The sequence below is a fragment of the Rhizobium sp. CG5 genome, assembly GCF_023701945.1.
Taxonomy (GTDB): Bacteria; Pseudomonadota; Alphaproteobacteria; order Rhizobiales; family Rhizobiaceae; genus Allorhizobium.
In genome coordinates, this window is record NZ_JABAEF010000002.1 from 163275 (window position 1) to 178651 (window position 15377).

A 15377-nucleotide genomic window follows, 5' to 3' on the forward strand; every position below is an offset into this window, starting at 1 on the left:
AACCCCGGAGTCCTGGCAGCGCCCTACGATACGGACGTGCCGCGCAGCATTTCAATAATGGCGGAGAAATCGCGGCCGGCATTGCCCTGTTTCTCGAACAGGCCGTAGAGCTGCGCGGCCTCTGCCCCAAGCGGGGTAGAGGCGCCGCTTGCCAGGGCCGCTTCCTGCGCCAGCAGCAGATCCTTGAGCATCAGGGCGGCGGCAAAGCCGGGTTTGTAACCGTTATTGGCCGGCGAGGTCGGCACCGGACCGGGCACCGGGCAATAGGTGTTGATCGACCAGCACTGGCCCGAAGAGGTCGAGGCGACATCGAACAGCGCCTGATGGGAGAGCCCGAGCTTTTCACCGAGCGCAAAGGCTTCGCAGACGCCGATCATCGAGATGCCGAGGATCATGTTGTTGCAGATCTTGGCGGCCTGTCCGGCGCCCGCGCCGCCGCAATGCACGATCCTGGCGCCCATGCTGGCGAGAAACGGTTCAGCCGCCGCAAAGGCCGCTTCGATGCCACCGGCCATGAAGGTCAGCGTGCCGGCGCTCGCACCGCCCGTGCCGCCCGAGACCGGAGCATCGAGCGACAGGCAACCGGCTTGCTCGGCCAGATCGTGGGCGCCGCGCGCACTGTCGATATCCACGGTCGAGCAGTCGATCAGCAGCGTGCCGGCCGGCACGGCAGCGACAAGGTCACGCCAGACAGACAGCACATGCGCGCCCTTCGGCAGCATGGTGATGACGCATTGCGCAGACTGCACGGCCTCGGACAGTGTGCCGCACGGCTTGACGCCGATCTCGGCTGTGGCTTTCAACACGGCCTCCGACAGATCGAAACCGGCCACCTGATGGCCCGCCTTGACGAGGTTTGCGGCCATCGGCCCGCCCATATTGCCAAGGCCGATAAATGCGATCTGGGTCATCTCTAAGTTACCCTCATAAACGGTGATCAGGGAAAAGCGGGTGGTGCCCGATAATGAGATAGCGGGCGATGTCAGTGTCGGAGACGGCGCCGAGATCGGCCGGCTGCCATTGCGGATTGCGGTCCTTGTCGATGATCGCGGCGCGCACGCCCTCATAGAAATCGTGATTGCGCAGGACTTCCGAGCCCGCGGCAAATTCACGCTCCAAGCATTCGACAAGGCCGGAACTCTGTCGGCCGAGCCGCAGCAGCGTCAGCGCCAGTTTCAGGCTGGTCGGCGAGCGTTTCAAAATGGTGGCGCGGCTGTCCCTTGCGAAATCGCCCGGTTCGCGCTCCAGCGCCGACAGGATCTCCTCGACCGTGTCGAAAGAGAAGGCCCGGTCGATCATGGCCCGGTTTTGACTGAGCGGTCCCTCAGGAAGGGATATGGAAAACCGCGCGACCACTGCTTCGACGGCATCGAGATCCGCATCGGCCTCCAATGCGCCAAGCGCTGCCACCAGCCTGTCGAGATCGGCGGATGCCACGGCATGGTCGGCAAGTCCGGCAAAGAGCGCATCGGCCGGAGTGACCTCGTTGCCCGTCAGCGCCATCCATGTCCCCGCTTCGCCGGGCGCCTTTGGTAGCAGCCAGGTGGTGCCGACATCGGGGAAATAGCCGATGCCGGTCTCGGGCATGGCGAGCCGCGTGCGCTCCGTGACGATCCGGACGGCACCATGCGAGGCAAGGCCGACGCCGCCGCCCATGGTGATGCCGTCCATCAGCGCCACATAGGGCTTGGGATAGTGTGAGATCGTATAGTTGAGCGGAAACTCCTCCCGCCAGAACTGCGTCACCGCAGCATCGCCGGCCTTGCCCTGATCGTAGATCTTGCGGATATCGCCGCCGGCGCAAAGACCACGCTCGCCGGCACCGGCCAGGATGACGCAGACCACTTCAGGGTCGTCGAGAAAATCCGCCATCGCCCGTTTCATCACCCGCACCATATCAAGGGTAACGCTGTTCAGCGCTTTCGGCCGATTGAGGCGCAGGATCGCCGCACTGCCCTGTCGTTCGATGAGGATTTCGTCGGTTTCGTGTTCCATATCCTGCATTCTCCCTCGAGCCGTTGTCCATTCTCCCGAAATGAACCCATTGGCCGTGGCTGTCCAGCCTTCGATACGCCAGCCATCCCTGGACTTTATCGATTGTCCCTGAGGATCATCTCGGCCGCCTTTTCGGCGATCATGACGGTGGGCGAGTTGGTATTGCCGGAGGTGATTGTCGGCATCACCGAGGCATCGGCAATCCGCAACCGCTTCAGCGCCCGCATCCGCAACCGTGGATCGACCACACTGTCCGGGTCGCCGCCCATGCGCATCGTGCCGGCTGGGTGGAAGATCGTCGTGCCGATATCGCCGGCCGCCCTTTCCAGATCCGCATCCGTTTCGAACGCAGGGCCGGGCCTGTATTCCTGCGGATGGAAGCGGGCGAAGGAGGGTTTTGAAACGATGTCCCGGGTCAGCCGGATTGCCCGGACCGCCACGTCGCGGTCCGACTGGGTGGTGAGATAATTCGGTTTGATCTTTGGCGGCGCTGCAAAATCCGGGCTTCTGACATGCACCGAACCGCGGCTGTCGGGTCGAAGGTTACAGACGCTGGCGGTCATCGCCGGAAAGGCATGGACCGGGTCGCCGAACTTGTCGAGCGACACCGGCTGCACGTGATACTGCAGGTCCGGCGTTTCCTTGTCCGGCCCGGAGCGGGTAAAGATGCCGAGCTGGCTCGGCGCCATCGACATCGGACCGGAGCGCTTCAGCGCATATTCAAGCCCGATCGACGCCTTGCCAAGGAAAGAGCTGGCCTTTTCGTTGAGTGTCGGCACTCCGGTTACCTTGTAGACCATGCGCAGCTGCAGATGGTCCTGCAGGTTCTCGCCGACGCCCTTGACCTCCTGCACGGTCTCGATGCCGGCCTCCTGCAACACGTCGCCGCGGCCGATGCCGGACAGTTCCAGAATATGCGGTGAGCCGATCGAGCCGGCACACAGAACCGTTTCGCGCCGTGCGAAAGCCTGCTTGGCAACGCCGTCATGCTGATACTCGACGCCCGTCACTTCGCCATCTTGTATCAGCAGCCGCTGCACTTGCGCCTTGATCAGAACGGTCAGATTGGCGCGGCCGCGAGCGGGTTTCAAAAAGGCCTTCGACGTATTCCACCGGATGCCGGAGCGCTGATTGACGTCGAAATAGCCGGCGCCCTCGTTGTTGCCGCGGTTGAAATCTTCGGTCGCCGGAATGCCGGCCTCGCCGGCTGCCTTCTGGAAGGCTTCCAGCACATCCCAGCGCACCCGCGCCTTTTCCACCCGCCATTCGCCGCCGGCGCCATGCAGATCGCTTTCGCCGCGGTAGAAATCCTCCGATTTGCGGAAGATCGGCAGCACATCGTCCCAGCCCCAGCCGTCGCAGCCCATCTGTCGCCAGAGGTCGTAGTCGCGCGCCTGGCCGCGCATATAGATCATGCCGTTGATCGACGAGCAGCCGCCCAGCACCTTGCCGCGTGGATAATTCAGCGCCCGGCCGTTCAGACCCGGCTCGGCCTCGGTCATGAAACACCAGTCGGTGCGCGGATTGTTGATGCAATAGAGATAGCCGACCGGGATATGGATCCAGTGGTAGTTGTCGCTGCCGCCGGCCTCCAATAGCAGGACACGGTTGTTGCGATCGGCCGAGAGGCGGTTGGCAACCACGCATCCGGCACTGCCGGCCCCGATGATGATATAGTCGAACTGGTCCATGTCCATTCTCCGCAGGTCTCCCTGCCGCGCGTCTGGAGACGGCGGATCCTGCTGCTTGTCTGTCCTGTCTCAGGGGCGGAGCCGGGCAAACCCGACCCGCTTGTGCATCACTTGCGGTGTTCGAAGCCGAACGCCCGGCCGAGGCGCGATGCATAGAATTCGCCGACCAGACCCCGCCTGAACACCAGCACGCAGACCATGAACACCACGCCGGTGATGATCGTCACGGGAATGGCGGAGGTCGCCAGGTAGTTCTGCAGGGTCACCACCAGGCCGGACCCGAAGATCGGACCGACCAGCGTACCGATGCCGCCGAGCAGCGTCATCAGGATCACCTCGCCCGACATCTGCCAGGTGACATCGGTCAGTGTCGCGAACTGGAAGACCAGCGCCTTCAGTCCGCCGGCAAGACCGGTCAGCGCCGCCGACATCACGAAGGCGCCGAGCTTGTAATACTGCACGGAATAGCCGAGCGAGATCGCCCGCTGCTCGTTCTCGCGGATCGATTTCAGGATCATGCCGAACGGCGAATTGACGAAGCGCCAGATGATCACCAGGCCGATCACGAAGACCGACAGCACGAAATAGTACATATTGGTCGGATCGGCGAGATCGATCAGGCCGAACAGATGGCCGCGCGGCACGCCCTGCAGCCCGTCCTCGCCTTTGGTGAACTCGGCCTGCAGGCAGAAGAAGAAGAACATCTGCGACAGCGCCAGCGTGATCATCGCGAAATAGATGCCTTGCCGTCGTATCGCGAAAAAGCCCATGACGAGACCGAGAACGGCCGCTCCCAGCACGCCGACCAGGATCGCCAGTTCCGGCGTCAGCCCCCATTCCTTGGCGGCATGAGCGGTAAAATAGGCAGCTCCGCCGAAAAAGGTGGCATGGCCGAACGACAGCAGGCCGGTATAGCCGAGCAGCAGGTTGAAGGCGCAGGCAAACAGCGCGAAGCATAAGAGCTTCATCAAAAAGATCGGATAGAGGAAGGCCGGCGCCAGAAGCAGGGCGATGAGACCGACCGCCAGGAAGGTGATCTGCACCGCCGCAGCCTTGCGGCTGAGGCCGGAGGATTGGGTGTTGGAACTGGTCATATCGGTGATATCCGCCATGTTACGCATCCCGTCCGAACAGACCGGCTGGCCGGATCAGCAGGACCACCGCCATGATCACGAACACCACGATATTGGAGGCCTCGGGATAGAAGACCTTGGTCAGCCCCTCGGCGATCCCGAGCATATAGCCGGTGACGATGGCGCCGAGGATCGAGCCCATGCCGCCGACCACCACGACCGCGAAGACGACGATGATGATATTGGTGCCCATCAGCGGCGACACCTGGTAGATCGGCGCCGCCAGCACGCCGGCAAAGGCGGCAAGGCCGGCTCCGAGCGCGTAGGTCAGCGTCAGCAGCAGCGGCACATTGATGCCGAAGGACTGCACCAGGACAGGATTTTCCGTCGCCGCCCGGAGATAAGAGCCGAGCTTGGTCTTCTCGATCAGCAGCCATGTGGCGATACAGGCCAGAAGCGAGACCACCACGACCCAGCCGCGATAGATCGGCAGGAACATGAAACCGAGATTGACGCCACCGGCCAGCGCTGACGGCACAGAATAGGGCTGGCCCGAGGCGCCGTAGAGATAGCGGAACGTGCCCTCGATGGTCAGCGCCAAGCCGAAGGTAAAGAGCAGCCCGTAAAGCGGATCGATCTTGTAGAGCTGGCTCAGCATGGTGCGCTCGATGACAGCGCCGAACAGGCCGACCAGCAGCGGCGCCAGGATCAGCGCGAACCAGTAGTTGATGCCGAGATACTGCAGGAGCAGCAGGGCAACAAACGCGCCCAGCATGTACTGCGCCCCATGGGCGAAATTGATGACCCGCAACAGGCCGAAGATCACCGCAAGGCCGAGGCTGAGCAAGGCATAGAAGGAGCCGTTGATCAGTCCGATCAGCAATTGGCCGAACAGGGCCTGCATGGGTATTCCGAAAATCATCGTCATCGCGTCAGACCCCCAGAACCTTGTTGAGCATGCCCATGCGTTCGGGCAGGTCCGCCACCGGGAAATCGCCGACCATCTGGCCGTGATCCATCAGGTAAAACCGGTCGGCGACCTTGCTGGCAAAGCGGAAATTCTGCTCGACCAGCAGCACGGTCATCCCCCGGGCCTTCAGTTTTTTCAGCACCTCGCCGATGCGCTGCACGATGACGGGCGCCAGACCCTCGGTCGGCTCGTCGAGGATCAGCAGCCTGACGCCGGTGCGCAGGATGCGGGCCATGGCCAGCATCTGCTGTTCGCCGCCCGACAGTTTTGTTCCGGGGCTGGAGCGTCGCTCTAGAAGGTTCGGAAACAGCTCGTAGATCTCGTCGAGCGGCATGCCGCCCTTGGCCACCACCGGCGGCAGCATGAGATTTTCCTCGACGGTCAGCGTCGAGAAGATGCCGCGCTCTTCGGGCACGAAGCCGATGCCGGCATGGGCGGTGCGATGCAGCGGCACCGACATCATGTCGCGGCCGTCGAAACGGATCTCGCCCTTGCGTTCGCGCAGGATACCCATGATCGTGCGCAGGGTCGTCGTCTTGCCGACGCCGTTGCGGCCGAGAATGGTGATCATCTCGCCTTCCTCGACGGTCATGTCGACACCGTGCAGCACATGGCTTTCGCCGTACCAGGCGTTCAAATTCTTGACTTGCAGCAGGGTGCCCATATCAGTGCTCCTCGTTGCCCATATAGGCTGTGCGCACCCGGGGATCTTCGCTGACCTTGGCATAATCGCCCTCGGCCAGGATTTCGCCGCGCTGCAGAACCGTGACATGGTGGCAGATATCGGCGACGACTTTCAGATTGTGTTCGACCATCAGCACGGCCCGTTCCCGGGCGACATTGCGGATGATCTCGGCAACGATGCCGACATCTTCCTGCCCCATGCCGGCCATCGGCTCGTCGAGCAGCAGCACTTTCGGCTCAAGCGCCAGCGTCGTGGCGATCTCCAGCACGCGCTTGCGGCCATAGGAGAGGTCGGCGGCCACCGCATTGCGCTCCTTCGAAAGCCCGACGGCGGTGATCAGCTCGTCGGCTCTGGTGTTCAGCCGGTCGAGCGCCGACATCGGTTTCCAGAATTGCGTGGCAAGGTTGTTGGGCCGCTGCAGGGCGACGCGGACATTGTCGAGCACGGTCAGATGCGGGAACACAGCCGAGATCTGGAAGGAACGAACCAGTCCCAGGCGCGCCACCTTGTCGGGCGCCACCCGCGTGATGTCCGTGCCGAGCAGGCTGATCGTCCCGCTTGTCGGCGCCAGGAACTTGGTCAGCAGGTTGAACACCGTGGTCTTGCCGGCGCCGTTCGGCCCGATCAAGGCATGGACTTGCGCATGATGCACATCCAGATCGACATTGCTGACGGCGGCGAAGGCCCCGAAGCTCTTGCAGAGACCGCGGGCGGATAGGACCACCCGCGGTTCTTCCTGCATCTGTGCAGTGTTCAGCGACATGGATGCGCTACTTCGCAACCAGATCGCAGCCGCTCTTGGCCGGATCGATATAGGCTTCCTTGCCGGGGATCGTGGCAAGGACGTCGTAGTAATCCCAGGCGATATCGCTTTCGCCGGGCTTCTTGACCTGCAGCAGGTACATGTCGTGGAACATCCGGCCATTGGCGCCAACCGTGCCGCCGCGTCCGAACACATCATCGACCGGCATTTCATGCAGGGCCTTCGAGACCGCTCCCGTCTCATCCGTTCCGGCCTTGTCGATCGCCTTCAGATATTGGAGCACGGCGGAATAGGTGCCGGTATGGATCATGTTCGGCATCTTGCCGGTCCGGTCGAAGAAGCGCTTGCCGAATTTCTGGCTTTCCTCGTCGCGGTTCCAGTAGAAGCCCTCGGTCAGTGTCAGGCCCTGTGCCGCCTCCAGTCCAAGGCCATGCACTTCGGCAAGCGTGAAGAGCAGGGCGGCTAGACGCTGGCCGCCGGCCGTGATGCCGAATTCGGCGGCCTGCTTGATGGCGTTCTGGGTGTCGGCCCCGGCATTGGCAAGGCCGATGACCTTGGCGCCGGAGGATTGGGCCTGCAGCAGGAAGGATGAGTAGTCGCTGGACGAGAGCGGATGGCGCACCGAGCCGGTGATCGTCCCGCCATTGGCCTTGACGAAATCGCCGGTCTGCTGCTCGAGAGAATAGCCGAACGCATAGTCGGCGGTCAGGAAGAACCAGCTGTCGCCGCCCTGCTTGACCAGTGCACCGCCGGTGCCCACGGCCAGAGCGTGCGTGTCATAGGCCCAGTGGAAGCCGTAGGGGCTGCATTGCTTGCCGGTCAGTTCGGTGGTGGCCGCACCGGTGACGATATCGATCTTCTTCTTTTCCTTGGCGATCGCCTGTACCGCCAGCGCCACCGACGACGTCGTCAGCTCCATGATCGCGTCGACCTGCTCGGTGTCGAACCACTGGCGGGCGATGTTGGACGCGATGTCGGCCTTGTTCTGGTGGTCGGCGTCGACAATCTCGACCGGCACGCCCAGCACCGTGCCGCCGAAGTCTTCAATCGCCATCTTGGCCGCTTCGACGGACGATTTACCGCCGAAATCGGCATAGACACCGGACTGGTCGTTCAGAATGCCGATCTTGACCTTGCCGTCGGATGCGTCGGCAAAGGCGGACGTGCTGCTGGCCAGCACCAGTGCCATGGTTGCAATGAGATTCTTGCGCATGATGTCTCCTCCCAGAGATGCCAGATTGCGAGTCTGTTCAAAAATGGTGAACGGCTTCTCCTCAGAGCTGCTCCCCTGGCGCTACGTTCCCGAAATTGTCTGATTGACGCAAGAGCGCAATCGTCGCTATTTGCAAACAGGCTCTGTTCATTTTTGAACAGATGGAGAAGGTCATGACGCAAAAGCACCGGACATTGTTCACCTGGGACGATCTGCAGTTCTTTCTGGCGGTGGCCCGCACCGGGCAATTGTCCACAGCCGCGCGACAGCTGCGCTCAAGCCATGCCACCGTCGCCCGGCGGATCGACCGGCTCGAATTCGTGCTGAAGGTCAAGCTGTTCGAGCGCAATCCGCGCGGTTACGTGCTGACCAGCGTCGGGCAGCGTTTCATCGAGACGGCCGAGCGCATGGAGACCGAGACCGAACGTCTGCAGGCCGATATTTCCTCAGGGCTTACCACCCTGCGCGGCGTGGTAAGGCTGAGCGCCCCGGAAGGTTTCGCCAATTTCTTCTTCACCGAGCGCCTGACCGAGTTCGTGGCAGACCACCCCAATATCTCGCTGGAACTGGTGACGATCCAGCAGATCATGTCGCTGTCGCGCAAGGAGGCGGATGTGGCGGTGGCGCTGGACCCGTCCAAGGCGGGGCCTTACGTGTCCGAAAAGATCGGCGACTACAGCCTGCATGTCTATGGCGCTCGATCCTATCTCGCCGACAGCGCTCCGATCCTCAGGCGTGACGACCTGCTCGATCATCCCTTCATCGGCTATATAGAGGATATGATCTTTGCGCCCGGCCTCGATTACCTCGGCGATGTGCATCATGGCCTCAGGGCCAAATTCCAGAGCTCCAGCATTTTCGCGCAACTGACGGCCACCCGCAACGGCCTGGGCCTGAGTGTCCTGCCCCATTTCATCGCCTCGAAATACCCCGAGCTGTCGATCGTTTTGCCGGACCAGGTGTCATTGCGGCGCAGCTACTGGCTGGTCTGCCATCGCGACCTGCGCGATGTGCCGCGCATCCGCAGCGTATCCGGCTTCATCGTCAAGGCCTACCAGGCCAACACCCCGCATTTCATCCGCAACGCCTGACCGATCAGGCGCGATTTTCCAGAAACCATTTGTAGACAGTGGCAATTCCGTCTTCAAGGTCGATTTTCGGGGCCCAGTTCATGGATCTGAGCTTGTCCGCGCTCATCAGTTTTCGCGGCGTCCCGTCCGGTTTGGAAAGATCGTGCACGATGTCTCCGTGAAATCCGACGATCTTGCAGACCAGTTGCGTCAGCTCAAGAATGGTGAGATCCTGGCCTGAACCGACATTCACATGCCCGTCCGAGGAATAGGTTTTCATCAGATGCACGCAGGCGTCCGCGCAATCATCGACATGCAGGAACTCACGCTTCGGCGTTCCCGTGCCCCACACCGTTATGCTGTCGGCGCCCCTTAACTTTGCCTCATGCGCCTTGCGGATAATGGCCGGCATCACGTGGCTGGAATTCGGGTCGAAATTGTCCCCCGGACCATAGAGATTGGTCGGCATGGCGGAAATGAAATCCGCGCCATATTGCTTGCGATAGGCATCGCAGAGCTTGATGCCGGCGATCTTGGCGATCGCATACCACTCGTTGGTCGGCTCGAGGCTGCCGGTCAACAGCGCGTCTTCGGTGATCGGCTGCGGGGCAAATTTCGGATAGATGCAGGACGAGCCGAGGAACATCAGCTTTTCGACGCCGAGACGATGGGCACCGTGGATGATATTGGCCTCGATCATCAGGTTGTCATAGAGAAATTCGGCCGGATATGTCTCGTTGGCGAGAATTCCGCCAACCTTTGCCGCGGCCAGAAAAATCGCGTCCGGCTTGTGGCTTTCCATCCAGGCAAGCGTCGATGCCTGGTTTTTCAGGTCCGCTTCCTCGCGCGTCGCCGTGAGGATATGGCAGTTTTCGCTCTGCAGACGGCGCACCAGCGCCGAGCCGACCATGCCCCTGTGTCCCGCCACCCATATGCGCTTGCCGCTCAGCGAATACATGGCTCAGGCCTCTTTCATCACGGTTGACGTCTTCATGATCTTCAAGTCCTCGCGCACCATTTCCCGGCACAGGTCGCGGACAGATGTTTCATGCTTCCAGCCCAGCTTTTGATGAGCCTTGGCCGGGTTGCCGATCAACAGGTCGACTTCGGTCGGCCGGAAATAGCGAGGATCCACTTCGACGACGCACCGGCCGGTGGCCATGTCATAACCCTTTTCCTCAACGCCTGTGCCGCGCCACTCCAGATGGATGCCGACGTCTTCGAAGGCCCAGGTGACGAAGGTGCGGACTTCGGTGGTTTCACCGGTCGCCAGGACATAGTCGTCCGCCTCGTCCTGCTGCAGCATCAGCCACATGCCGCGCACATATTCGCGCGCGTGACCCCAGTCCCGCTTGGCATCGATATTTCCCAGATAGAGCTTGTCCTGCTTGCCCAGTTGGATGGCAGCGGCTGCCCGGGTGATCTTGCGCGTCACGAATGTCTCGCCGCGCAACGGGCTTTCGTGGTTGAACAGGATGCCGTTGGAGGCGTGCAGCCCGTAGGCCTCGCGATAATTGACGACGATCCAGTAGGAATAGAGCTTGGCCGCAGCATAGGGCGAGCGCGGATAGAACGGTGTCGTTTCGCTCTGCGGTACCTCCTGCACCAGACCATAAAGCTCCGACGTCGAGGCCTGATAGAACCTCGTCTTTTTCGTCAGTCCGAGAATGCGAATGGCCTCGAGAATGCGAAGCGTACCGATGCCATCGGCATTGGCCGTATATTCCGGGGTCTCGAAGGACACCTGGACATGGCTCTGGGCTGCCAGGTTGTAGATCTCATCCGGCTGGCATTCCTGCACGATACGAATGAGATTGGTGGAATCTGTCATGTCGCCGTAGTGCAAGATAAAACGTTGATGCTGTTCGTGCGGATCTTGATAGATATGTTCGATACGTCCCGTATTGAACGACGAGGAGCGGCGCTTGACGCCATGCACGACGTAGCCTTTGGCAAGAAGCAGATCGGCGAGATAGGCGCCGTCTTGGCCTGTGATGCCGGTTATGAGCGCGACTTTGTTATGTTTGTTGGCGCCGCTCATGGTCGTCTCCTTCAATGCGGGAATGGGCCCAGATCCTGTTGGGCGGTAGCTTAAAATCAGAGAAACGGCAAGCGCGATCAAACAAGCGCCGATCTCGCCGGCCTTGCGCTCATCAATCGCGTAAACGCTGCAAAGGTGTGGACAGGATTAAACTGGTGCCGCTTGCAGGACTCGAACCTGCGACCCCATCATTACGAATGATGTGCTCTACCACCTGAGCTAAAGCGGCACTCTGCGCAAAGGCTTTTGGCCTGTTCGCGTTGGTGTTGCGGCTGATACAGGCATTGCGGCGTGATTTCAAGCCGGATTTCCGCGTGCTGCGCAAAAAATGGTGGCCACCGCGTTGACGCCGGCTGTCATTTGAGCGGCCATTGCGCCGGCCAGTTCTCCGGTCCGCCGAGATCCTTGCCGTCGCAGTCCTTGAATGTCTGGCGGTCGAGCACGAGGACGGCGCCCGCCTGGTTCTTCGACAGGTGCCAGGCCGTGTAGAGACCGCAGTCGCCGATGCCTCGGCCGCGGAAAAAGGCCGATAATGTCCCGTTGGCAAAGTCATAGTCGAGGTTATAGGCGTTGGCCATCGTGCTGGGGGCGCCGTCGTGCAGGACAGGGAAGGCCATTGTCGAAATGACCCCGAAACTGTCGATGAACAGCGCAAAGGGCGTGTTGTAGGCGCCCGGCGTTCCGCACGGGGTCCCATAGATCGCCTCGTCGTCGGAGAGCCGGTGAACGAAGGCATTGCCGTCGAACTGGCTTTCTTCCGTATCGGCACATTCGCCGCCTTCGGCAAAGCGGCTGCGGATCGCCTCCGGAAGCTGGGCAAGCGAGCGGATGTCGCGAAATGGCAGGGCCGGGGAGGGTGGCTTGTCGCCCCTGGCGCTGAGGGCATCGGTATGGCCGACCCGTTTTTGCTGGTCGTCCATGAACAGCAGGCTGGCTGCAACGCCGGCCAGCGGAACGTCGCCTTCAGCAATAGCCTCGCCTCGCGACAGCCTGACATGCAGGCTTGTCCCGTTCTTCATGTCCATCGCCAGTCCGCTGCCGATGAAATTTCCGGTCAGCACCCAGACGGCTGCGGCCGCATCATAGCGGATAGCCCCGGACGATACGGACAAGGGCGCGCCGCCATCGACGGAAACCGAGGCGCTGACGTCGCGCGCATCCTCGGAAAAGGCGGGATTGTCCGTCGACGCGGCGATCGACAGCGGCGTGTCCGGACCGCCGTCGCGCCGTAGCTCCAGCTGGCCAATGGCGCTCCCGGTGAGAAACTGCCGAATGGTGCAATCGCGCGACTGGCTGCAGCTCACCTGCCATGACTGAAACTGCTTAAAACCGCCGGTGTCTGCAACGCAGACGGCGGTGCCCGACAGCAGCAGGGCAAATGTAAAAGGCAAGACGGGAAACCGCATGAATATCCTCCGGCAATGGAATGCGGGAGGACGTTAGCAGCGGTTTTATCAGCCGCAAATCGCCTTTTTTGCGCCTAAATATTCTTGTTCCAGCCGATCGACCAGGGCGGCCACCGGCTCGACCGATTTCACCGCGCCAATACCCTGGCCGCAGCCCCAGATATCCTTCCAGGCCTTGGCGCCGGTCGTCGCCTTGTCGAAATCCATCTTGGTGGGGTCGGCCACGGGCAGGTTGTCGGGGTCCATGCCGGCCGCCACGATGGAGGGTTTGAGATAGTTGCCGTGGATACCGGTGAAGAAATTCGAATAGACGATGTCGCTGGCCTGCGCCTCGACGATCGCCTGCTTGTAGGCATCCGAGGCGCGGGCCTCGGTCGTGGCGATGAAGGGCGAGCCGATATAGGCCATGTCGGCGCCCATCGCTTGGGCCGCCAGAATGCCGCCGCCGGTGGCGATCGCGCCGGCTAACAGCAGCGGCCCGTTGAACCATTCGCGGATTTCCTGGACGAGGGCAAATGGCGACAGCGTGCCGGCATGGCCGCCGGCGCCGGTGGCAACGGCAATCAGTCCGTCGGCGCCCTTGCGGATGGCCGAATTGGCATGACGGTTGTTGATGACATCATGCAACACGATGCCGCCATAGGAATGCACGGCGGCATTGACCTCGGGCACGGCGCCGAGCGACGAGATGACGATCGGCACCTTGTATTTGATGCACATCATCAGATCGTGCTCGAGGCGCTTGTTGGACGTGTGGACGATCTGGTTGACGGCAAAGGGGGCTGCCGGGCGCTCGGGATTCTTCGCGTTGTAGGCGGCCAGATCTTCGGTGATCATTGCCAGCCATTCGTCGAGCTGGCTTTCTGGCCGCGCGTTGAGAGCCGGAAAGGAGCCGACCACGCCGGCCTTGCATTGCGCAAGCGTCAGATCGGGATGGGAAATGATGAACAGCGGCGAGGCCACCACGGGAAGCCGCAGATGATCCGAAAGAATGGGGGGCAAAGCCATGGCGCACCTCTCAATGTTGACGTTTACGGAAACGTCAATGGAATAGCAGAACCGCCGATCCAGGAAAAGAGGGCGGCTCGATTTCGCTGAAGATGGGAACCGACCGCTGGCCCGGTCCGACCTCCGCGTCCCTTTCCCTATTTATCAGCCGGAAAGCCCCGAACCCGGATTTTCCACTGGGTATCGCCTGCAAGCGCCGCTGCAAGGGCTTGCGGATTGGCAAGCCACCCGTTACCGAATCGTAAACGGCCATCCGGAACCTGTTCAGACCGGTTCAAATGGCCGGCAATAGGAGTAGGATCGCCCGTGAGCGGATTGGAAACGGCCATCAGAAGCGCCCTGGAGCGCTCGGATCGCGCCAATGCGGAAATCCGTGCCCGCATTTATCAGTCGGCGCGCCACGCCCTGGAAGGTGGCTTGCGCAAGCAGAATATCAATGATCCCGAAACTGTCGCCCAGCAGCGGCATCGCCTGGAAACGGTGATTCACGGCATCGAACAGGAGGAGAGGGGGCGGCTTGCCACGCCGGGCCGCGCCGAACCGGAAGCTCCGGTGATGGGCGACCAGCCGGCAAACCGGCACGACCGCCAGGATCCGCCGTCCGTCGACGGTCATGGCATGGAGCTGCGCGCCGAGCGGCACCGCGAACCAGCGCCGTCGGCCGACATGTCCGATCTGCGGGCCGAACGCGATAGTCGTGTCTTTGAGGATCAGGATGTCGTGCAATCGCCGCCATCCGCCGCGGCGGTCCATCCGCAGTCGCTGGACATTCGGCCGGAGGCGGTCATCCATCACAAGAAGCACCGGCGCGGCTTCTTCTCGCGCCTCTTCATTTTCACGGTCCTGCTCGTCACGGTCGGCATGGGCGCCTGGTGGATCTACACCTCAGGTCTGTTGATGACGGCCGCCGAACGCGACACCAGCGTGCCGAACCCGCCGCCCCATGCGGAGGAGGAAGACTTTTCCGGCAACATCTCGCCGCAGCCGCAGCCGCTCGACCCGGGTTTTTCCGATGAATGGATCGAGGTCTTCGGCCCGAACCAGATCGAGGCGGTCAAGCCGCGTGGCAATGCGCTGGTCGATGTCGTCACGACCGGCGACGGGCCGGCGGTTCAACTGACATCACGCAGCGCCGATGCCGATGGCAGCGTTGCCATTGACGTGCCGGTCGAGGTGCTGCGCGATATGGCCGGTCGGGTCTCGACCATTGCCCTGACCCTGCGATCGGCCTCCGACAAGCCGGTGCAGATTTCGGTAGAATGCGATTTCGACCGGCTCGGCGATTGCGCGCGTCACCGCTTCACCGTCAATCCGGAAAAGGCCGATATCCTGTTTCAGATCGATTTCGAGAGGGGCATTGCCCCGGCGACCCCCGGCCAATTGCTGGTCAATGGCGATCTGAGCGGCCAGGGGCAGGGGGTCAATCTCTATTCGGTGCGCGTTCTGCCAGGCCAGTGATCCC

14 protein-coding genes and 1 tRNA gene are annotated in these 15377 nt (G+C 61.9%); 2 read left to right on the plus strand and 13 right to left on the minus strand.

What is annotated here, in order from left to right; all coding sequences use genetic code 11:
- Window positions 1-23: 23 nt before the first annotated feature.
- The 8 genes from mmsB to HGO38_RS04195 all read right to left on the minus strand — a co-directional run bounded on the left by mmsB (window position 24) and on the right by HGO38_RS04195 (window position 8390).
- Window positions 24-911: a 3-hydroxyisobutyrate dehydrogenase gene (mmsB, locus tag HGO38_RS04160; RefSeq protein ID WP_250954667.1), complete on the minus strand. Its 888-nt coding sequence runs from the start codon at window positions 909-911 to the stop codon at window positions 24-26.
- Window positions 912-924: 13 nt separating this feature from the next.
- Window positions 925-1995: an enoyl-CoA hydratase/isomerase family protein gene (locus tag HGO38_RS04165; RefSeq protein ID WP_250954668.1), complete on the minus strand. Its 1071-nt coding sequence runs from the start codon at window positions 1993-1995 to the stop codon at window positions 925-927.
- A 95-nt stretch (window positions 1996-2090) separates the two neighbouring features.
- The gene (locus HGO38_RS04170; RefSeq protein WP_250954669.1) at window positions 2091-3686 is read right to left on the minus strand and encodes a GMC family oxidoreductase; all 1596 of its coding nucleotides are present in this window, start codon (window positions 3684-3686) and stop codon (window positions 2091-2093) included.
- Window positions 3687-3793: 107 nt separating this feature from the next.
- Window positions 3794-4798 (minus strand): branched-chain amino acid ABC transporter permease, encoded by a 1005-nt coding sequence (locus tag HGO38_RS04175; RefSeq protein WP_250954670.1) that lies wholly within the window; start codon window positions 4796-4798, stop codon window positions 3794-3796.
- Between the two features lies 1 nt (window position 4799).
- Window positions 4800-5687, minus strand: a complete 888-nt coding sequence (locus HGO38_RS04180) for a branched-chain amino acid ABC transporter permease (protein ID WP_250954671.1) — start codon at window positions 5685-5687, stop codon at window positions 4800-4802.
- A gap of 4 nt (window positions 5688-5691) precedes the next feature.
- Window positions 5692-6393, minus strand: a complete 702-nt coding sequence (locus tag HGO38_RS04185; protein WP_250954672.1) for an ABC transporter ATP-binding protein — start codon at window positions 6391-6393, stop codon at window positions 5692-5694.
- A 1-nt stretch (window position 6394) separates the two neighbouring features.
- Window positions 6395-7177: an ABC transporter ATP-binding protein gene (locus HGO38_RS04190; protein WP_250954673.1), complete on the minus strand. Its 783-nt coding sequence runs from the start codon at window positions 7175-7177 to the stop codon at window positions 6395-6397.
- A 7-nt stretch (window positions 7178-7184) separates the two neighbouring features.
- Window positions 7185-8390: an ABC transporter substrate-binding protein gene (locus HGO38_RS04195; protein ID WP_250954674.1), complete on the minus strand. Its 1206-nt coding sequence runs from the start codon at window positions 8388-8390 to the stop codon at window positions 7185-7187.
- A 173-nt stretch (window positions 8391-8563) separates the two neighbouring features.
- Here HGO38_RS04195 and HGO38_RS04200 point away from each other — a divergent pair, with 173 nt between their 5' ends.
- On the plus strand, window positions 8564-9481 hold the full coding sequence (locus tag HGO38_RS04200) for a LysR family transcriptional regulator (RefSeq protein ID WP_250954675.1): 918 nt from the start codon (window positions 8564-8566) through the stop codon (window positions 9479-9481).
- A gap of 4 nt (window positions 9482-9485) precedes the next feature.
- Here HGO38_RS04200 and fcl read toward each other — a convergent pair whose 3' ends face one another.
- The 5 genes from fcl to HGO38_RS04225 form a co-directional block, all read right to left on the minus strand.
- Window positions 9486-10418, minus strand: coding sequence for a GDP-L-fucose synthase (gene fcl / locus HGO38_RS04205; protein WP_284739317.1), 933 nt, complete (start codon window positions 10416-10418; stop codon window positions 9486-9488).
- Window positions 10419-10421: 3 nt separating this feature from the next.
- Complete coding sequence (gene gmd / locus HGO38_RS04210) at window positions 10422-11501, minus strand: GDP-mannose 4,6-dehydratase (RefSeq protein ID WP_250954676.1); 1080 nt, start codon at window positions 11499-11501, stop codon at window positions 10422-10424.
- A 153-nt stretch (window positions 11502-11654) separates the two neighbouring features.
- A tRNA-Thr gene (locus HGO38_RS04215) sits at window positions 11655-11730 on the minus strand.
- A 127-nt stretch (window positions 11731-11857) separates the two neighbouring features.
- A complete protein-coding gene (locus HGO38_RS04220) occupies window positions 11858-12907 on the minus strand; it encodes a DUF1176 domain-containing protein (protein ID WP_250954677.1) in 1050 nt (349 codons plus the stop codon).
- Between the two features lie 48 nt (window positions 12908-12955).
- Window positions 12956-13915 (minus strand): NAD(P)H-dependent flavin oxidoreductase, encoded by a 960-nt coding sequence (locus tag HGO38_RS04225; protein ID WP_250954678.1) that lies wholly within the window; start codon window positions 13913-13915, stop codon window positions 12956-12958.
- A 306-nt stretch (window positions 13916-14221) separates the two neighbouring features.
- Here HGO38_RS04225 and HGO38_RS31240 point away from each other — a divergent pair, with 306 nt between their 5' ends.
- A complete protein-coding gene (locus HGO38_RS31240; protein WP_250954679.1) occupies window positions 14222-15373 on the plus strand; it encodes an FUSC family protein in 1152 nt (383 codons plus the stop codon).
- Window positions 15374-15377: the final 4 nt, after the last annotated feature.